This window comes from Bradyrhizobium roseum (assembly GCF_030413175.1).
Classification (GTDB): domain Bacteria; phylum Pseudomonadota; class Alphaproteobacteria; order Rhizobiales; family Xanthobacteraceae; genus Bradyrhizobium; species Bradyrhizobium roseum.
Genome location: NZ_CP129212.1, coordinates 558,615 through 582,089 on the forward strand (window position 1 = coordinate 558,615; position 23,475 = coordinate 582,089).

Annotated in this window: 1 protein-coding gene; it reads left to right on the forward strand. The window is 65.9% G+C overall.

The window, feature by feature from the left end:
* Positions 1 to 180: 180 nt before the first annotated feature.
* Positions 181 to 23,454, forward strand: a complete 23,274-nt coding sequence (locus QUH67_RS02640) for a calcium-binding protein (RefSeq protein ID WP_300945096.1) — start codon at positions 181 to 183, stop codon at positions 23,452 to 23,454.
* The last annotated feature ends 21 nt before the right edge of the window (positions 23,455 to 23,475 follow it).

Genomic DNA, 23,475 nt, shown 5'->3' on the forward strand with positions numbered 1-23,475 from the left:
GTTTTTTCAGTGCGTTGGTGATCGAGTTCGATGGACGCCCCAGATGTTAAGCCAGATAGCGGAGCTGCTAAAGCGCCCGCCCCCGCTGCCAAAGATCTGACAGGAACCACGGTAGCGCTTGCGCCGCCGACGGACGCGATTGTCACCTCCGTTCTCCGTCCAGCGCCAGGCTCCATCAGTGTGGTCGAGGTGCCGCCGGGGGCTCAGCTCAAGCTCGACTTTGCTTCGACCGAAGCGAAGTTCGCCGTCCTCGACGTGGATCTGGTGCTGCTGTTTCCCGACGGCGCCAAGGTCATCTTTCCCGGCTACGCATTCAATCTGGTCGGATCTGAAAGTACCGAGGCGATATTCTCCGACAAGGTCGTCTCGCCGCAGCAGATGCTGGCTTTCGTCGACGAGCTAAAGCTGCTCAACGACGTCAACTCTCCGCTGTTGGGTTCAAATTCCAAGTCCGAGCAGCAAAATCAGGAGCAAGGCAAGGAGCGAAGCGAGGCAAAAGAGCCTCCCGCGGAGGACGCGCCCGCCGCGCCGCCGCAGCCGGCTGCCCCGACCGCAAAGCTCGCCGCTGTTGCCGATTTCGCCAAGCCGCCGGAAACGCCGCCTGATCGCTTCTTCAAGAAGCTGAACGACGACGCTGCACCCCCGGCATCGTCGGGTGGCCCGCCGGGTTCGCGTAACACGACTGACGGGCTGACGGCCGTGACCGATCCGGGCACGGGCACCGGAGATGGCAACGTCAGTGCAGCCAAGCTCGACGTCACGCTGTTCGGTGTATCGGGCGATCAGACGTCGCTCCTGCCCTCGGGCGGCCTGCGAATTCTCGGTGCGGCCTCGGAAATCCAGGCAACGACCGACCAGACGTTCGCCGTTCAACAGCAGATGCGGACGCTGGTCGGCACCGCCCAGAGCGATATCATCTACGCCGCCAATCCGACGCGCATGCCGTCGGGAACGACCGAACGCCTGCTCGACGTTCAAGTGACGTTCCCGGATGCGGGAATCACGGCGAAGACCGCGACGATCACGAACCTCCCGGCGGGCTTCGCCATCAACAATGGTGTCCAGAGCGGCTCGAACTGGATCGTCACGCTGGATCCTTCCGATCCAAACCATCTTCAGGTCGAACTCCGATATGTCCTGCCGACGTCGGCGACGCAGCCTGACGGCAACGGTTTCCTGGGCAGCTTCAACCTCAATATTCTTTTTGGCGCCGTCGATTCGAGCGGAGCGACCCGGCTCTATTCAGGCAGCCAGACTCTCGTCATCCGCGACGTCGCCAGCGACAGCGATGTCTACATGGTCTCGGCCGACGGCAAATCGACGATCCTTGGCCTGAACGCCACGCCGCCCGGCGCCAACATCTCGGGCGGCGGCGGCGACGACCTGATCTATGCGGGGCCCGGCCACGACGTTCTCGACGGCGGCACCGGCACCAACACCGTATCCTACAAATATTCGAATGAAGGGGTCACGGTAAACCTTGCGGCCGGCACCGGCCAGGGCGGCTATGCCGAGGCAGACGTCCTTCAGAACTTCACCAATATCGAAGGCTCCATCCACGCGGACGGTCTCACCGGCACTGCGGGCGACAACATTTTCTACGGCAGCGGTGGCGGCGATACCTTCATTGGAAATGGCGGCATCGATACCGTCGACTACAGCGGCTCTTCGACCGGCGTGACCGTCAATCTGATGACAGGGGTCGGGACGGCAGGACTGGCCGCCGGCGACTCACTGACCGGAATTACCAATCTGACCGGCTCGGCGACCGGTAACAACGCGCTGACAGGCAACGCCAGCGCAAACATCCTGACCGGTGGATCCGGCAATGACATCCTCGACGGCGCGGGCGGCGCGGATACGCTGCTGGGGCTCGGCGGAAACGATACGATCATCTACCGCGGCGGCGAAGCGCTGGTCGATGGCGGAACAGGAACCAATACGCTCAGTCTGGCGGCCGCGGTCACCGTCAATCTTGGCAATGCCGACCAGACCACCGGCGACGCCGCCAATGTCGCCAATTTCCAGAACGTCGATGCGTCCGTGCTCTCGACCGGCGTGTCGATTACCGGCTCGGTGGCCGCCAACGCGATCACCGGCGGTTCCGGCAACGACACGATCGACGGCGCCGGCGGCGCCGACATCATTCACGCCGGTGCCGGCAGCGATACGGTGACCTATCGCGGCTCAGAGGCCCTGATCGATGGTGGTATCGATAACAACACGCTGGTGATGGTGGCCCAGGCCAACGTCAACCTGGGTGCAGCCGATCAGACGAGCGGCGACACCACCGCCGTCAGCAACTTCCAGAACGTCAACGCCTCCGCGCTGACCGCCGGCCAGGCGATCTCGATCGTCGGCTCGGCCGGCGTCAACATTCTGACCGGCGGCGCCGGCAACGACACGATCGACGGCGCCGGCGGCAGCGACGTCATCGACGGTGGCGGCGGGGATGACAGCATCTCCTATCGCGGAGCGGAAAACAGCATCGATGGCGGCAGCGGCAACAACACGCTGCTGCTGCAGGCGGCTGCCACCGTCAATCTCGGCAACGCTGACGTCACGACCGCAGACGGCGTCCTCGCCAGCAACTTCATCAATGTCGACGCCTCCGCGCTGAGCACGAGCGTAAGCATCACCGGCTCCGCCGCCGCCAACATTCTCAGGGGCGGTGCCGGCGACGATACGATCGACAGCGCCGGCGGCGCCGACACCATTACCGCCGGAGCAGGCAGCGATACCGTCATCTATCGCGGAACGGAGACGTCGGTCGACGGCGGCGCCGGGGTCGATAAGCTCGTGCTGGCCGCTTCGGGCGGCGTAACTCAGGTCAATTTCTCCGTTGCCGCCAGTGCCGACCAGACGGTTGGCGATACCGTCAACGTGACCCGGTTCGAGAACCTCGACGGCAGCGCGCTGTCCACGGCGCTCGATGTCATCGGCTCGACGGCGGCCAACGAACTCATCACCGGCAGCGGCAACGATACCGTCGACGGCGGCGGTGGAGCTGATGCTATCGCGACCGGCGGCGGGGACGACAGCATCGCCTATCGCGGCACAGAGGCGTCCATCGACGGTGGCACCGGCACCAACACTGTTCGACTGCTCGACGCCACCGACATCAATCTCACGCGTGTTGATCAATCCGTGGGCGATTCGACGGCCCTTTCCGGCTTCCTGAATGTCGATGCGAGCGGGCTGGGAGCGGGACAGGACATCACGATCATCGGTTCGGGCGCCGCCAACATCCTGACGGGTGGCGGCGGCTCGGATACGATTAACGGCGGCGGCGGCGCTGACGTCATCGATGGCGGTGCCGGCAACGATTCCGCCTCGTACTGGGGCACCGAAGTTTCGATCGACGGCGGTAGCGGCACCAACACGCTGGTGTTGCGCGCCGCAGCCATGGTCAACCTCGGAAACGTCGATCAGACGTCGTTCGACACGACCAGTGTCGCGAACTTTCATAACGTCGATGCGTCTGCCCTTTCAAGCGGAGCGACCATTACCGGGTCTGCGTCTGCCAATACCATCACCGGGGGATCGGGTGCCGACATCATCGATGGCGGCGGTGGAGCCGATACGATCGCCGCCGGCACGGGCAACGATCTGGTCTATGTTCACGGCAGCGAAATCAGCATCGACGGCGGCGACGGCAACGACACGCTGGTGCTGCCGAACGCCAGCACCGTTACGGCGGTCAATTTCTCCGTAGCCGCTGGTCTCGACCAGACGGCGGGCGACATCGCAAACGTCGCCAACTTCGAGAATCTCGACGCGACGGCGCTGACAACGGCGTTGACGGTTACCGGCTCGTTGCTGGCCAACACGATATTAACCGGTTCCGGAAGCGATACGATCCGTGGCGGTGGCGGCGGAGACGTCATCGACGCCGGTGCCGGCAATGATGCTGTCGACTATTGGGGCACCGAGGTCTCCATCGACGGCGGGACTGACAGCAATACGCTGGTGCTGCGCGCGTCGGCCGACATCGACCTCTCGGCAGTCGATCAATCCCTGGGCGATTCGACCGCCGTTGCCAATTTCACCAATGTCAACGCCAGCGCCGTCTCGACGGGCGTTTCGATCCTGGGCTCGTCGGCGGCCAACATCATCACGGGTGGCAGCGGTTCAGATACGATCGACGGCAACGGTGGCGCCGACGTCATCAGCGCCGGGGCAGGCGCGGACGCTGTCACGATCCATGGCACCGAAGCTTCGGTCGACGGTGGTTCCGGATCGGATACGCTGGTCGTCAGCGCCGGATCGGCCATTTCAGCAGTGAATTTTGCCGTGGCGGCCGGCACCGACCAGACGTCGGGCGATGCCGTCACCATCACGAACTTCGAGAATCTGGACGCGGGCGCATTGGCGACCGCCCTCACGGTGACTGGCTCGAGCGTAGCCAACACGATATTGACCGGCGCCGGAAACGACATTGTCGATGGCGGTGGCGGAGCCGACACCATCAACACCGGCGCGGGCGACGACGCGGTCACCTACTATGGGACCGAAGCAACGATCAATGCCGGGACCGGCGTCAATACGCTGGAGATGCGTACCGCTACCGATATCGATCTGGGACATGTCGACCAGACCGTCGGCGATGCCGTCACGGTATCGAATTTCCAGAATGTCGACGCCAGCCTGCTCGGTTCGGCGCAGGGGATCGACATTCTCGGTAGCGGCGTTGCCAACATCATCACCGGGGGCGCCGGCGACGACACGATCGACGGTGCCGGCGGCGCCGACGTCATCGATGCCGGCGCCGGCAATGACGTCGTCGCCTATCGCGGCACCGAGGCGACCCTCGCCGGCGGTTCCGGCGCCAATACCCTGCAGCTCAAGGCGGTTACGACGGTCGACCTCGCGGCGGTGGACCAGACCACCGGCGATGCGGTCAATGTTTCCGGCTTCCGGAATGTCGATGCCAGTGCACTTTCAGCCGCACAGGGCGTTTCGATCACCGGCGATGCGCAGGCCAACGTCATCACGGGCGGCGCGGGCGCCGACGTCATCGATGGTGGCGGCGGCGCCGACGTCATCAACGCCGGAAGCGGGGACGATAACGTTCACTACCGCGGCGCCGAAATTCTCGTCGATGGCGGCTTCGGCTCCAATACCCTTTTGATCGACAATGCCGGCGGCATCACGCGCGTGGACCTGAGCGTCGCATCCGGCGCCGACCAGACCATCGGCGATACGGTCAACGTCGCCAATTTCCAGAATGTTGATGCATCGATTATCTCGACCGGCATCCTGGTCACCGGCTCGTCGTCGGCAAATACGATCACCACGGGCTCGGGCAACGATATTGTCGACGGCGGCGGTGGCGGAGATACGATCTCGACGGGGATCGGCAACGACACCGTGTCGTATTACGGTTCCGAAGTCGCGCTGGATGGCGGCGTGGGAGCCAACACGCTGGTGTTGAAGAACGCGGCAACCGTCAATCTCGGCAACGCCGACCAGACGGTGGGAGACGCCGTCAACGTCGCCGGTTTCGTCAACGTGGATGCCTCGGCGCTGGCGGCCGGCGCGACGATCACCGGATCGGCTGTCGCCAACACGATTACCGGCGGCGCCGGCAACGATACGATCGACGGCGCCGGCGGCGCCGATGTCATCAGCGGCGGCGGCGGCGACGATACGATCATGACACGCGGAACCGAAGCGTCTATCGATGGCGCAACCGGCTCCGACACGCTGGTGCTGGCTGCGGCCAGTGCGGTGACGTCGGTAAACTTTGCCCTGGCAGCCGGGACCGACCAGACCACGGGCGATGCGGTCAGCATCGTGAACTTCGAGAACCTGAATGCCGGCGCCATGACGACGGCGCTCAACGTGACGGGTTCCTCTTCAGCCAACGTGATCACGACCGGCTCGGGCAACGATGTTGTTCACGGCGGCGGCGGTGCGGACATCATCGATACCGGCACGGGCGACGACGCCGCCGACTATTGGGGCTCCGAGGTATCGATCGACGGTGGCGGCGGAACCAATACCCTGGTTGTTCGGGCATCGGCCACGCTCGACCTCGCGGCTTCCGACCAGTCCGCCGGTGACCTCGCGACCGTCACCAATTTCCAGAACATCGATGCCTCGGGGCTGACCTCGACGCAGGTAATCCTGGCCGTCGGGTCCTCGGGAACGAACACCATCATCGGAGGCGCGGGCGCCGACCTGATCGACGGCGGCGGCGGCGGGGACGTGATCGCGGCCGGCGGAGGCACCGACACGGTGACCTTCCGCGGCACCGAAGCATCGGTGGATGGCGGCGCAGGTTCGGACACCCTTGTCCTGATCGCGGGCTCTGCAGTGACCAATGTCGACTTTTCCGTCGCGCCCGGCAACGATCAGACATCGGGCGATACGACCGGCGTCACGAATTTCGAGAACCTGGATGGTGGGGCGCTGACGACGGCGCTGACCGTGACGGGCTCCGCCGCGGTGAACACCATCACGACCGGCTCGGGCAACGATATCGTCGATGGCGGCGGCGCCGCCGACGTCATCAACACCGGCGCCGGAAATGACACCGTGTCCTATCACGGTACGGAATTCTCCATCGACGGCGGAACCGGCGTCAACAACCTGGTTCTGCAGGCCGCGACCGACGTCAACCTCGGTCATGTCGACCAGACCGTCGGCGATGCCGTGACGGTGTTGAACTTCCAGAACGTCGACGCCGGGGCGTTGAGCGCGGCGGAAGGCGTCACCATCATCGGCAATTCGCTGACCAATACCATCATCGGCGGCCTTGGCGACGATACGATCGACGGCGCTGGCGGCGCCGACCTGATCATCGGCGGCGGCGGCGACGACACGGTCGCCTATCGCGGCACGGAAAATTCGCTCGACGGCGGCACCGGCACCAACACGCTGCAGCTCAAGGCCGCGGTGACGGTCAACCTGGCCAACGCGGACCAGACCTCCGGCGATTCGGTGAATGTGACCGATTTCCAGAATGTCGACGCCAGTATCCTGAACGCGACCCAGGGCATCTCGATATCAGGCTCGGCGGGCGCCAACACGATTACCGGCGGCGCCGGCGCCGACACGATCGATGGCGGCGGCGGCCTGGACGTGATCGCCGCGGGCGGTGGCAATGATACGCTCAGTTATCACGGCTCGGAAACGTCGATCGACGGCGGCACCGGCAACGATACGATCGTGCTGCTCGCGTCGGGCGGCACCAGCTCGGTCAATCTTTCCGTTCCGGCCAATGTCGACCAGACGTCCGGCGATGCCGTCGATGTCCTGAATTTCGAGAATGTCGATGCCTCCGCGCTGTCGTCGGCGATCACGCTGATCGGCTCGTCATCTGCGAACGCCATCACCGGCGGATCCGGCAACGACACCATCGACGGCGGTGGTGGTGCGGACGTGATTGCGGCCGGCGCGGGCGATGATTCCGCCTCCTATTACGGGTCCGAGGTTTCGATCGATGGCGGCGCCGGCACCAACACACTGGTCCTGAAGACGTCCGTCGGCAGCATCAATCTCGCCAATGCCGATCAGACCACCGGAGATTCGACCAACGTCTCGAACTTCCAGAACGTCGACGCGTCCGCGCTGGTCACGGGCGTCACCATCACCGGCTCCTCGGCCGCCGAAACCATCACCGGCGGCGCCGGAAACGACACGATCGACGGTGGGGGCGGCGCCGACGTGATCAACGCCGCCGGCGGCGACGACACGGTCATCTATCGCGGCGCCGAGACGTCGATCGACGGCGGCTCGGGTTCGGACACGTTGCTGCTGCCGGTCGGCTCGACTGTAACCGCGGTCAATTTTGCAGTGGCCGCCGGCGTCGACCAGACGGCCGGCGATTCCGTTGCGGTCGCCAATTTCGAGAACCTGAACGCCAGCGCCATGGCGACGGCCCTGACCGTCACCGGCTCGGCGCTCGGCAATACGATGGCCACCGGTTCGGGCGACGACATCATTCATGGTGGCGGCGGGGCCGACATCATCAATGCAGGCGGCGGCAACGACTCGGCCGACTACTGGGGCGCGGAAATTTCGATCGACGGTGGCGGCGGCGCCAATACGCTGGTGGTGCGCACGTCAGCGACGCTCGACCTTTCGGTGGCTGATCAAACGCTGAGTGATCTCACCGCCGTCAGCGGATTCCAGAATATCGATGCAACCTCGCTCAATTCGACGCAGTCGATTTCGGTCGTGGGTTCCTCGGCCGCCAACACCATTTCGGGCGGCGCGGGCGCCGACGTGATCGACGGTGGCGGTGGCGCCGACGTCATCAATGCCGGCGGCGGCAACGATACCGTGACGGTCCGCGGCACCGAGACGTCGGCCGACGGTGGGTCCGGATCGGATGCGCTGATCCTCCGGGCGGGCACCAGCGTTACCGCGGTCGATTTCGGCGTCCTCGCCGGCAACGACCAGACCACCGGCGATAGCGTCACCATCACCAATTTCGAGAACCTGGACGCGGGCGCCGTCACGACGAACCTGACCGTCACGGGGGCCGCAAGCGCCAACGTCATCACCACGGGGGCGGGCGACGATACGATCGACAGCGGCGGTGGCGCCGACACCATCAACGCCGGCGCGGGCAGCGACACGATATCCTATCGCGGCACCGAAGCGTCGATCGACGCCAGCACCGGCATCGACACACTGGTGCTCGCCGCATCCGGCGGCATCACAACGGTCGATCTGAGCGGCGCCGCGGGCTCCGATCAGACCTACGGCGACAGCGTGACCGTCTCGAATTTCGAGAATGTCGATGCTTCGGTGCTGCTGTCGGCGCAAGGCATCACGATCATCGGGTCCGCGGCGGCCAACACCATTTTGGGCGGCGCCGGAGCCGACACGATCGATGGCGGCGGTGGCGCCGACGTCATCAGCGGCGGCGGCGGCAGCGATACGATATCGTTCTACGGCGCCGAAAGCATCGTGGACGGCGGGTCTGGCAACGATACCCTCGTCCTTGCCGCAGCGGGCGGCATTACCGCGGTAGACCTTTCGGTCGCCGCCAACGCGGACCAGACGGCCGGCGATACCGTCAGCGTCAGAAATTTCGAAAATCTGGACGCCTCGGTTACAGCGACGGCGCTGTCGGTCACGGGATCGTCCGGCGCCAACGTGATACATACCGGCGACGGCAATGACGCGATCGACGGCGGCGGCGGTGCGGACGTCATGACCGCCGGCGCCGGCAACGATTCGGTTTCCTACTACAATTCGGAAGTCTCGATCGACGGCGGCACCGGAACTAACACGCTGATCCTGCGTGCCGTGACGACGGTCAACCTCGGAAACATCGATCAGACCAGCGGCGATGCCGTCTCCGTCACCGGCTTTCAGAACGTCGATGCGTCGGCGCTTTCGTCCGGCATCTCGCTGACGGGCTCGGCGGGCACCAACACCATCATCGGCGGCAGCGGAAACGATACCATCGATGGCGTTGGCGGTGCCGATATCATCGATGCCGGCGCCGGAAATGACACGGTGACGTTCCGCGGCGCCGAGGCGTCGATCGACGGCGGCGGCGGCCTGGATACGCTCGTGGTCGCCACCGGCGCGGCGGTTACCGCGGTGGATTTCTCAGTCGCAGCCGGGGCGGACCAGACCGCCGGCGATTCGTCCAACATCCGGAATTTCGAGAATCTCGACGCCTCCCTGGTGACGGCCGGCCTCACCGTGACCGGTTCGGCGTCGGCCAACACCATCACGACCGGCTCGGGCAACGACACGATCGACGGCGGCGGCGGCGCCGACGTGATCAATTCGGGCGGCGGCAACGACACCATCTCCTACTACGGTTCTGAGAATACCCTGGACGGCGGCAGCGGCAACAACACGCTACTGATGAGAGCGGTGACGACCGTCAATCTGGGCAACGTCGACCAGACCACGGGCGACGCCACCAGCGTGGCGAATTTCCAGAACGTCGACGCTTCCGGATTGTCCGGCTCGGTGACGATCACGGGATCGTCCGTCGCCAATATCATCACGGCAGGCTCGGGCAACGATACGATCGACGGCGCCGGCGGTGCCGACGTCATCAATTCCGGTTCCGGCGATGATTCCGTGTCCTATTATGGCTCGGAAGTCTCGATCGACGGCGCAGCCGGCACCAACACGCTGGTGATGCGCGCCGCGGCGAACGTCAACCTCGCCAATGCCGACCAGACCACCGGCGATACCGCCGGCGTCGCCAATTTCCAGAACGTCGATGCATCGGGGCTTTCCTCCGCGATTTCGATCATCGGTTCGTCGGGCGCCAACGTTCTGACCGGCGGCACCGGCAACGACAGCATCGACGGCGGCGGCGGCGCTGATGTCGTGGCGGCAGGCAACGGCAACGACACGGTGACCTATCGGGGCACCGAAACGTCGATCGACGGCGGGACAGGTGCCGACACGCTCGTGCTCGCTGCGGCGGGCGGAACGACGGCGGTCAATTTCGGCGTGGCCACCAACGTCGATCAGACCACCGGCGATGCCGTCAACGTCACCAATTTCGAGAATCTCGACGCCAGCGCGGTCAGTTCGGCGCTTTCGGTCATCGGCTCGGTTTTCAGCAACACGATTACGACCGGCGGCGGCGACGATACGATCGATGGCGGCGGTGGCGCCGACATCGTCAATGCCGGCAGCGGCAACGACAATGTCGCCTACTACGGCACGGAGAACGCGCTCGATGGCGGGGCCGGCAACAACACGCTGGCGCTGAAGACGGCGGCGACCGTCAATCTCGGCGTCGTCGACCAGACGGTCGGTGACGCAACCATCGTCAGCAACTTCCAGAACGTCGACGCGTCGGTCCTGTCCTCGTCCGTTTCGATCACCGGATCGGTGAACGCCAACGTCATTACCGGCGGTTCGGGCAACGACGTGATCGACGGCGGCGGTGGCGCAGACGTCATTGCCGGCGGTCTCGGCGACGATACGATCACCTATCGCGGCGCCGAGACGTCGATCGATGGTGGCGTCGGCAACGACATGCTGGTGGTGGGCGCCGGCGCCGCCGTCACGGCGGTCAACTTCGCGGTAGCGGCCGGCGTCGACCAGACCACCGGCGACAGCGTCGCTGTCGCGAATTTCGAGAACCTCGATGCGAGCGCCCTGAACACGGCGCTGACCGTCACCGGTTCGACCGGGGCTAACCTGCTGACCACCGGCGCCGGTAACGACACGGTCGATGGCAGCGGCGGCGGCGACGTCATTTCGACGGGAGGCGGCAACGATACGGTGTCCTACTATGGCACTGAAGTCGCGATCGACGGCGGCACCGGCACCAATACGCTGGCCCTGCGCGCCGCGGTCACGGCCAATCTCGGCAATGTCGATCAGACCACCGGCGACACGACGTCGGTGACCGGATTCCTGAATGTCGACGCCTCCGCCATATCGGCAGGCGTGACGATCACGGGCTCCACGGCGGCCAACGTTCTGACGGGCGGCAGCGGCAACGACACCATCGATGGCGCCGGTGGCGCAGATACCATCGCCGCGGGCGGCGGCGCCGATACCGTGATCTATCACGGGACCGAAACCTCGGTCGACGGCGGCAGCGCATCGGATACGCTGGTGCTGGCCGCGACCGGCGGCGTCACGGCCGTGAATTTCACCGTCGCGGCGGGCGCCGACCAGACCGGCGGCGACACGGCAATCGTCTCCAATTTCGAGAATCTCGACGCGTCGGTCGCCACCACGGCGCTGACCGTCACGGGTTCTTCGGCCGCCAACACCATCACGACCGGTTCCGGCAACGACACCGTCGACGGCGGTGGCGGCGCTGACGTCATCGATTCCGGCGCCGGCAACGATACCGTCTCCTATTACAATTCCGAAGTGTCGATCGACGGCGGCGCGGGCACCAACACGCTGCTGCTGCGGGCGGCCACGACCGTCAACCTGGCGAATGCCGACCAGACCACGGGCGACGCCGCCACCGTCGCCAATTTCCAGAATGTGGATGCGTCGCTGCTGTCGACCGGCGTCTCGATATCAGGCACGGCGAGCGCGAATACGATTTCCGGGGGCTCGGGCGCCGATACGATCGACGGCGCGGGCGGCGCCGACGTCATCAATGCGGGTGGTGGCAACGATCAGGTCGTCTATCAGGGATCGGAGACGTCCATCGACGGCGGCACCGGATCGGACACGCTGACCCTCGCCGCGTCGGGCGGCATCACGGCAGTCAATTTCGCCGTCGCGGCCGGCGTCGACCAGACCACCGGCGATACGGTCGCGGTCAGCAATTTCGAGAATCTGGACGCCTCGGTGGTTTCGACGGCGCTGACGGTCACGGGTTCGGCATCGGCCAACACGATCACATCAGGCTCCGGCAACGACATCGTCGATGGCGGCGGCGGCGCCGACGTCATCAACACCGGATCCGGCGACGATACAGCGTCCTACTATAATTCCGAGGTGTCGATCGACGGCAGCACGGGCAACAATACCCTGATCCTCAGGGCCGCGGCGACCATCAACCTGGCCAACTCCGACCAGACCACCGGCGATACCGCCACGGTCTCGAACTTCCAGAACGTCGAAGCCTCGGCGCTCTCGACGGGGATCACGATCGGCGGCACGTCCGGCACCAACGTCATCACCGGCGGCTCCGGCAACGACGTCATCGACGGCATCGGCGGCGCGGATGTCATCGGCGGCGGCGGTGGCAACGACTCTGTTTCCTATTACGGCACCGAAGTGTCCGTCGATGGCGGCGCCGGCGCCAACACGCTGGTGATGAGGGCGGGGGCGACGGTCAACCTGGCCAATGCGGACCAGACCACGGCCGACTCGACCAACGTCTCGAATTTCCAGAACGTCGATGCCTCGGCGCTGGCGACTGCGGTCTCCATCACCGGTTCTTCGTCGGCCAACACCATCACGTCCGGTTCCGGTAACGACACCATCGATGGCGGCGGCGGTGCCGACGTCATCAATGCCGGCGCGGGCGACGACACCGTTCAATATCGCGGCTCGGAAGTGTCGATCGACGGCAACACCGGCACCGACACGCTGATCGTCTCCGCCGGCGCCAGCCTCAGCGCCGTCAATTTTGCCGTTGCCAGCGGCTCCGACCAGACCACCGGCGACACCGTCAGCGTCACCAATTTCGAGAACCTCGACGCCAGCGCCCTGACGACGGCGGTCGTCGTCACGGGATCCGCGTTTGCCAACACGATCACGACCGGATCGGGTAACGACACCATCGACGGCGGCGGCGGCACCGACGTCGTCGTCGCCGGCGGCGGCGACGACAACGTTGCCTATCGTGGCGCCGAGACGTCGATCGATGGCGGCGCCGGGGTCAATACGCTGTCGCTGAAGGTGGCGGCCACGGTGAACCTCGCCGCGGGTGACCAGACCAGCGGCGACGCGACCAACGTCACGAACTTCCAGAACGTCGATGCCTCCGTGCTGGCGGGCGGCGTCTCGATCACGGGCTCGGGCGGCGTCAACACCATCATCGGCGGCCTTGGCAACGACACGATCGACGGCAGCGGCGGCGCCGACGTCATCAATGCCAGTGGCGGCGACGACCAGGTGACTTACCAGGGAACCGAAACGTCGGTGGACGGTAGCACCGGTGTCGACACCCTGGTGCTGGCTGCCACCGGTGGCATTACGGCCGTGAACTTCGCGGTCGCCGCCGGCGCCGACCAGACCACCGGCGACAGCGTCGCCGTTGCGAATTTCGAGAACCTCAACGCGTCCGTCGCGGCTTCGGCGTTGACGGTGCAGGGCTCGTCGGGCGTCAACGTCATCACCACCGGCTCCGGCGATGACACCGTCGACGGCGGCGGCGGCGCCGACATCCTCGATGCGGGCGGCGGCAGCGACACCGTCTCCTACCGCGGCACCGAATTCTCGATCGACGGCGGCGCCGGCACCAACACGCTTCTTCTGCGGGCGGCGACCACGGTCAACCTCGTCAACGCCGACCAGACGATGGGCGACCTCGTCACCGTCGCGGGTTTCCAGAATGTCGACGCCTCCCAACTGGTGACAGGCGTCTCGATCACGGGCTCGTCCGGCGTCAACGTCCTGACCGGCGGCACCGGCAACGACACGATCGATGGTAACGGCGGCGCCGACGTCATTGCGGCAGGCAGCGGCAACGACTCCGTGACCTATCAGGGCACCGAAGCGTCGATCGACGGCGGGCTGGGGTCGGATACGCTCGTCATGGCCGTGGACGGCGGTACGACGGCGGTCAATCTGGCGGTCGCGGCGGGCGCCGACCAGACGGTGGGCGACGTCGTCGGGGTCAGCAACTTCGAAAATATTGACGCGAGTGCGCTCTCGACGGCGCTCAGCGTCACCGGCTCGGCCTCGGCCAATGTGATCACCACGGGGTCGGGCAACGACACCATCGACGGCGGCGGCGGTGCGGACATCATAGGCGCAGGCGCGGGCGACGACCAGGTGACCTATCGCGGCGCGGAGGTCTCGATCGACGGCGGCGTTGGTACCAACACGCTGGTGATGACGGTTGCGACCGCGGTCAACCTCAGCAACATCGATCAGACCACGGGTGACGTCACCGCCGTCACCAATTTCCAGAATGTCGATGCGTCGGCCCTCTCGGCCGCGATCTCGATCACCGGCTCGTCCGGCGTCAACGTCCTGACCGGCGGCTCCGGCGGCGACACCATCGACGGCAATGGCGGCGCCGACGTCATCGATGCGGCGGCAGGCGACGACACCGTGTCCTACCGCGGCACCGAAACCACGATCGACGGCGGCGGCGGCAACAACACGTTGCTGCTGCGGGCCGCAGCCACGATCAATCTTGCCAATGCCGATCAGTCGTCGGCCGATAGCACTAACGTCCTGAACTTCGCGAATGTCGATGCTTCGCTGCTGTCGAGTGGCGTGTCGATAACGGGTTCGTCGGCCGCCAACACCCTGACCGGGGGATCGGGCGACGATACAGTCGATGGTGGCGGGGGCGGCGACACCATCGTCTCCGGTGCCGGAAACGACACCGTCACCTATCGCGGCACGGAGCTGTCGATCGACGGCGGTAACGGGTCGGATACGCTGGTGATGACGACCTCCGGCGGTACGACGTCGGTCAACTTCGCCGTGGCTGTGGGAACCGACCAGACCACCGGCGATACGGTTTCCGTCTCGAATTTTGAGAACATCGACGCCAGCGCGCTGTCGACCGCCTTGAGCGTGCTGGGCTCCGCGGCCGCGAACACCATCCTGACCGGCTCGGGTACGGATACCATCGATGGCGGCGGCGGCGCCGATATCATCGACGCGGGCGGCGGCAACGACACGGCCGTCTATTACGGCGCCGAGACGTCGATCGACGGCGGCGGCGGCACCAATACGCTGATCCTGCGTGCGGCCACCACGGTCAATCTGGCCAATGCCGACCAAACGACTGGCGATACGGCTGCAATCGCAAACTTCCATAATGTGGATGCGTCGTCGCTTGCCATCGGCGTCTCGCTGACCGGATCGGCGGGCGTCAACATCCTCAGCGGTGGTGCGGGCAACGATACGGTGGATGGCGGCGGCGGTGCCGATACGATCAACGCGGGCGGCGGCGACGACGTCGTCGCCTATCAGGGCGCCGAGACCTCGATCGACGCCGGAAGCGGCGTCGATACCCTGGTGATGGCTGCCGGCGGCGGGACGACCGCCGTCGACTTCTCCGTCACCGCCGGGTCCGACCAGACCACGGGCGATGGTGCGCTCGTCAGGAACTTTGAAAATCTCGACGCCAGCGCGCTCGCCACCGCGCTGATAGTGACCGGCTCGACAGCTGGCAACGTCATCACGACCGGTGCGGGCGCCGACACGATCGACGGCAATGGCGGCGGCGACACGATCGTCGCCGGCGCCGGCAACGACGGCGTCGCCTACTGGGGCACGGAGACGTCGATCGACGGCGGCGCCGACAACAACACGCTGGTGATGAGGGTCACCGGCACCGTGAACCTGGCATCGGTCGACCAGACCTCGGGCGACATCACGGTCGTGTCGAATTTCCAGAACGTGGACGCCTCGGCGCTCTCCTCGGGCGCGTTGATCACGGGTTCGTCCGGTGTCAACGTGATCACCGGCGGTTCGGGAGGCGACTCGATCGACGGCAATGGCGGCGCCGACGTCATCGATGGCGGCGGCGGCAACGACGGCATCACCTATCGCGGCACGGAAACCTCGATCGATGGTGGTTCGGGCACCGATACGCTGACTCTCGCGGTGCTCGGCGGCATCACGGCGGTCAACTTCTCGGTTGCCGCCGGGGTCGACCAGACCACGGGCGACACCGTCAACGTCACCGATTTCGAACATATCAATGCGGCGGTCGCGACCACGGCCCTGACCGTCACCGGCTCGTCCGGCGGCAACAACATCACGACCGGTACCGGCAACGACACCATCGACGGCGGCGGCGGCGGCGACAACATTTCCGCGGGCGCCGGCAACGACACCGTGTCCTACTACGCCACCGAAAACTCGATCAGCGGCGGCACGGGCACCAACACGCTGCTGCTCCAGGCGGCGGCCACCATCAATCTCGGCAATACCGACCAGACGACCGGCGATCTCACGACGGTTACCAACTTCCAGAATGTCGATGGTTCGGCAATCGCCACCGGCATGAACATGATCGGCTCGTCCGGGGCGAACGTCATCACTGGCGGTTCTGGCGCGGATGCCATCGACGGCGCCGGCGGTGCCGATACGATCGACGCCGGCGGCGGCAACGATAGCGTCTATTTCCGGACTGGCGCCACCGCGATCGGCGGCGGTACCGGGACCAACACGCTCATCCTGCTCAACAACGTCACCGTCAACCTGGCCAACGCGGACCAGACCAGCGGGGACAGCGCCAACGTCACCAACTTCCAGAACGTCGACGCCTCGTTCATAACGACCGCCGAGACGATCACGGGTTCGTCCGGCGCGAATACCATCACGAGCGGCAGCGGAAACGATACGATCAGCGGCGGCGGCGGCGTCGACGTCATCGACGCAGGCGGCGGCAACGACACCGTCTCGTTCTTTGGCACGGAAACCTCGATCGCCGGCGGTACCGGCACCGACACGCTGGTGTTGACCGCCGCGGGCGGCGTCACGGCGGTCAACCTCTCCTCGGGCTCCGACCAGACCACCGGCGACACTGTCAACGTCACCGGCTTCGAAAGCCTGAATGCGGGTATCCTGACCACGGCCGTCACGGTGACGGCATCGTCCACGGCCAATACGATCACGACGGGCACCGGCAACGATGTGATCAATGCCGGCGGCGGCGCCGACGTCATCGCCGCGGGGGGCGGCAACGATACCGTCGACTATTGGGGCAACGAGACCAGCATCGATGGCGGCACCGGCAACAACACGATGATCGTCAGGGCCGTCTCCGGCCTCTCCGCGGTAAACCTGGCGGCAACGGCCGGAACGGACATCACCACCGGCGACACCGTTTCGGTCCTCAACTTCCAGAATCTCGATTCCAGCGCCGTCGGCGCCGGCCTGACGGTGACGGGCTCTTCGGCGGCCAACAACATCACGACCGGCAGCGGCGTGGATACGATCGACGGCGGCGGCGGCGCCGACGTCATCAGCGCGGGTGGCGGCGACGACACCATCACCTTCCGTGGTACCGAAACGTCGATCGACGCTGGCAGCGGCAATGACTGGCTGGTGCTTGCCGCGGCCGGCGGCGTCACCGCGGTGAATCTGACGTCGGGCACCGACCAGACCACCGGCGATACCGTCACCGCGACGAACTTCGAATACGTCAACGCGAGCGCGATCTCGACCGGTATCTCGATCACCGGCACGTCGGGCACCAACTTCATTACGGGCTCGACCGGTAACGACACGATCGACGGCAACGGCGGCGCCGACGTCATCAACGGCGGCGCGGGCAACGATTCCGTCACCTATCGGGGCGCGGAAAGCTCGATCGACGGCAGCACGGGCACCAACACGCTGGTGATGGCCACCGCGGCCACCGTCAGCCTTGGGAGTGCGGACCAGACCGTCGGCGATCTCGTCACCGTCACCAACTTCCAGAACGTGGATGCCTCCGCGCTGTCGACGGGTATTTCGATCGGCGGCACGTCGGCCGTCAACATCCTGACTGGCGGATCGGGCGACGATTCGATCGACGGCGGCGGTGGCGCCGATACGTTGACCGGCGGCGTCGGGAACGATTCGATTTCCTATTATGGCGCGGAAGCATCGGTCGACGGCGGCGCTGGCACCAACACGCTCGTCCTGCGCGCCGTCACCAACGTCAATCTCGGCAATGCGGACGTGACGACCGGCGACAGCGTCACGGTCAACAACTTCGTCAACGTCAACGCGTCGTCGTTGGCAGGCGCCGTGACCCTGACCGGTTCCGCCGCCGCCAACGCGATCACGGGCGGTTCCGGCAACGACACGATCGATGGCAACGGCGGCGCCGACACCATTGACGGCGGTGGCGGAAACGACGCCATCACCTATCGCGGCGTCGAAACGTCGATCGACGGCGGCGGCGCCACGGATACGCTGACGTTCTCGGCCAACGGCAGCACGACTGCAATCAATCTCGGTGTCGCGGCGGGCGCCGACCAGACCACCGGCGACGCGGTAGCGGTCGCGAATTTCGAGAACGTCAACGCCGGAATCTTCGCCACGGCGCTGACCGTCACGGGATCGTCGTCCGCCAACACAATCACGACAGGTTCGGGCGCCGACACGATCGACGGCGGCGGCGGGGCCGACGTCATCAATGCCGGCACCGGCAACGACACTGTGTCGTATTATGGCTCGGAGACCACGGTCGACGGCGCCGGCGGCACCAACACCCTGATCCTCAGGACGTCGGCGGTGCTGAACCTGGCCAATGCGAACCAGCTCTCGTTCGGGGCCGGGACGATCGCCAACTTCCAGAACGTCGATGCGTCGGCCGTCGGTTCGGCCGTGTCGATTACCGGTTCCTCGGGCATCAACGTGATCACGGGCGGGTCGGGCGGCGATACCATCGATGGCGCCGGCGGCGCCGACACCATTGTCGCCAGCGGCGGTAACGACACGGTCTCGTATTACGGGGCCGAAACGTCGATCGACGGCGGCACCGGCACCAATACGCTGATCCTGCGGGCGGCAACGACCGTCAATCTCGCCAATGGCGACCAGACCACCGGCGATGCCGTGACCGTGGCGGGTTTCCAGAACGTCGATGCGTCAGCCGTTTCAGCGACCTTGTCGATCACGGGATCTTCCGCGGCCAACACGATCACCGGCGGGTCCGGCGACGACACGATCGATGGCAGCGGCGGCGCCGACGTCGTCAATGCCGGCGGCGGCAACGACACGGTCACCGACAATGGCAGCGAAACCTCGATCGATGGCGGCGCCGGTTCCGACACGCTGATCCTGTCGGCGAGTTCGACCGTCACGGCGGTCAATTTCACCGTCTCCTCGGGCGCCGACCAGACCACGGGCGATACGACGAGCGTCGCCAATTTCGAGAACCTCAACGCCGGCGCGCTGTCGAGCGCGATCACCGTAACCGGCCTGTCATCAGCGAGCACGATTACCACCGGCTCGGGCAATGACACGATCGACGGCGGCGGCGGCGCCGACGTCATCGGCGCAGGCGGCGGCAATGACTCCGTCTCCTACTATGGCAACGAGACCTCGATCGACGGCAGCACCGGAACCAACACGCTGGTGATGCGGGCGGCCGGAACGGTCAATCTCGGCAATGCCGACCAGACCTCCGGTGACGCCGCGAACGTCACCAATTTCCAGAACATCGATGCATCGGCGCTGTCGTCGTCAACGTCGCTGACCGGCTCGTCCGGCACGAACACGATCACCGGTGGATCCGGCGCCGACACGATCGACGGCGCCGGCGGCGCCGACACGATCGCTGCCGGTGGCGGCAACGACACCGTGACCTACCGTGGCGGCGAAACCTCTATCGATGGCGGCATAGGCAGCGACACGCTGGTGCTGGCTGCCGCGGGCGGCACGACCGCGGTGAATTTCAGCGTATCCGCCGGCTCCGACCAGACGGTCGGGGACAGCGTCAGCGCCGTGAACTTCGAAAGTCTCGATGCGTCGCTTGTCGGTTCGGCCCTGACCGTCACGGGCTCGTCCGCGGCGAATACGATGACGACCGGTTCGGGCGCCGACACCATCGATGGCGGCGGCGGCGCCGACGCGATCGTCGCCGGCGGCGGCAACGACACGGTCACGTACCGCGGCGCGGAAACGGCGATCGATGGCGGGACCGGCACCAACACGCTGGTGATGAACGCGGCGGCAACCGTCAATCTTGCCAATGGCGACCAGACCGCGGGCGATGCCACGACCGTCAGCAACTTCCAGAACGTCAACGCGTCCGGCCTGGGGACGGCGCTTTCGATCAGCGGTTCGTCTGCGGACAACATCATCACCGGCGGTTCCGGCAACGACACAATCGACGGCGGCGGCGGCGCCGACACCATCGCGGCCGGCGGCGGCAATGACAGCGTGAGCTACCGCGCCACCGAGACGTCGATCGACGGCGGCACCGGCACCAACACGCTGGTGCTGAATGCCGCTGCGACCGTCAACCTCGCCAATGTTGATCAGACTTCCGGCGACTCCACCACGGTTGCCGGTTTCCAGAGCATCGACGCGTCGGCATTGTCGTCGGCCGTCACGCTGACCGGCTCGTCGTCGGCCAACACGATCACTGGCGGTTCGGGCAACGACACGATCGACGGCGCGGGCGGTGCGGACACGATCAACGCCGGTGGCGGCAACGACACCGTGACCTATCGCGGCACGGAAAGCGCGATCGATGGCGGCGCCGCCAGCGACACGCTCGTTCTGGCTGCGGCCGGCGGCATCACGTCCGTCAACTTCGCGGTTTCCGCCGGTTCCGACCAGACCGCCGGCGACAGCGCCAGCGTCGCGAATTTCGAGAACCTCGACGCATCGATCATGACCACGGCGCTGACGGTCACGGCGTCGTCGGCGGCCAACACGATCACCACCGGCACCGGCGCCGATACGATCGACGCGGGCGGCGGCGCCGACGCGATCACGGCCGGCGGCGGCAACGATACCGTGTCGTATTACGGCACGGAGACCTCTATCGACGGCGGTACCGGAACCAATACGCTGGCGCTGCGCGCCGCCGTCACCGTCAACCTCGGCAATGCCGACGTGACCTCGGGCGATTCGGCCAACGTCATCGGCTTCCAGAACGTCGACGCGTCGGCAATCTCTTCGGCGGTCACGATCACGGGCTCGTCGTCGGCCAATACGATCACCGGCGGTTCCGGCGGCGACACCATCGACGGCGCCGGCGGGGCTGACGTCATCAATGCCGGCGGCGGCAACGACAGCGTGACCTATCGCGGCACGGAGACCTCGATCGATGGTAGCTCGGGGACCGACACACTGGTTCTGGCGGCGGGCGGCGGTATCACCGCGGTCAACCTTGCCGTCAGCGCCGGAGCGGACCAAACGACGGGCGATAGCGTCAGCGCCGCCAATTTCGAAAGCCTGGATGCGTCGGCAATCGGCTCGGCATTGACGGTAACTGGCTCGTCGTCGGCCAATACCATCACCACCGGCTCCGGCAACGACATCATCGACGGCGGCGGCGGCGCGGACGCCATCAATGCCGGCCTCGGCAGCGATACCGTTACCTACCGCGGCAGCGAAAGCTCGATCGACGGTGGCGGCGGCACCAACACGCTGGTGATGGCGGTGACGGCGACCGTCAATCTCGCCAACGTCGATCAGACGTCCGGCGATTCGACCGCGGTCAACAATTTCCAGAATGTCGATGCAAGCGCGTTGTCGGCGGCGATTTCAATCACGGGTACGTCCTCCGGCAACACGATCACCGCCGGCTCGGGCAACGATACGCTCGACGGCGGCGGCGGCGCCGACACCATCGCCGGCGGCGGCGGTAACGACAGCATCTCGTATTACGGCGCCGAGACGTCGATCGACGGCGGCACGGGCACCAATACGCTGGTGCTCAGGGCGGCCGGCACGGTCAATCTCGGGAATGTCGACCAGACCTCGGGCGATTCGACGACGACTTCCAGTTTCCAGAACGTCGACGCTTCTGCGCTTTCCGCGGCTCTCTCACTCACCGGATCCAGCTCGGCCAATACGATCACCGGCGGTTCCGGCGCCGACACCATTGATGGCGGCGGTGGCGCGGACGCCATCAATGCCGGCGGCGGCGACGACACGGTCAGCTATCGCGGTACCGAGACCTCGATCGACGCGGGCAGCGGAAGCGACACGCTTTCGCTGGCGTCGCTCGGCGGCATCTCGGCCATCAACTTCGCGGTCTCCGCCGGCGCCGACCAGACCACCGGCGATGGCTTCAGCGTCGCGAATTTCGAGAACCTGGCCGCGGCCGGCATCACGTCGGCGGTCACGGTGACGGGGTCGGCGAGCGCCAACACCATCGCGACCGGATCAGGCAACGATACGATCGATGGCGGCGGCGGCGCCGACGTCATCAGTGCCGGCGTCGGAGCCGACACCGTGACGTATCGTGGCGCCGAGACGTCGATTGATGGCGGTGGTGGAACCAACACACTGGTGCTGGCGAGCGCGACCGATGTCGATCTCGGAAACGCCGATCAGACGACCGGCGATTCGGTCAACGTCACGAACTTCCAGAACGTCAACGCGTCGGGCCTCTCCTCCGGCCTCTCGATCACGGGGTCGTCGTCGGCCAATACGCTGACCGGCGGATCGGGCAACGATACGATCGACGGCGCCGGCGGCGCCGACACGATCAATGGCGGCGGCGGCAACGATACCGTGACGTATCGCGGCACCGAGACGTCGATCGACGGCGGCACGGGAGGCAATACGCTCGTGCTCGGCACGGCGACCACGGTCAACCTCGCCAATGCCGATCAAACCTCCGGCGACTCGACCAATGTCACCGGCTTCCAGGACATCGACGCCTCGGCGCTGTCCTCGGGTCTCACCTTGACCGGCTCGTCCGGAGCCAACACCATCACCGGCTCATCCGGCAGCGACACCATCAACGGCGGCGGCGGCCTCGATAACCTGTTCGGCGGCGGCGGCAGCGACATTTTCATCATCGATGGATCGTCGCTGGCGCTGGGCGCCACGATCGACGGCGGCGGCGGAACCAATTCGGTCAACCTGTCGGCGAACTCGGGCACCATCACGGACACCGAGCTGCTGGCGTCGCTCACGAACGTGCAGTCGATCGACTTCACCGCGAGCAACGTCACTGCGTCGGCCAGTCTTTCCGGCAGCCAGATCGCCCAGATCGCCGGTGGCACCAATATGCTGACGATGCAGATCAACGGCGGCGATGCGGTCACCGTCACTGATTCGTCAGCGAATTACGTGCATACGATACTTGGCAACATCGAGACGTATGAGATTTACACCGACGCGACTCATACGACGCTGGTAGCTCAACTCTCGCTGGTCGCTTGATTGCAGGCGAAGGCGTTCCGC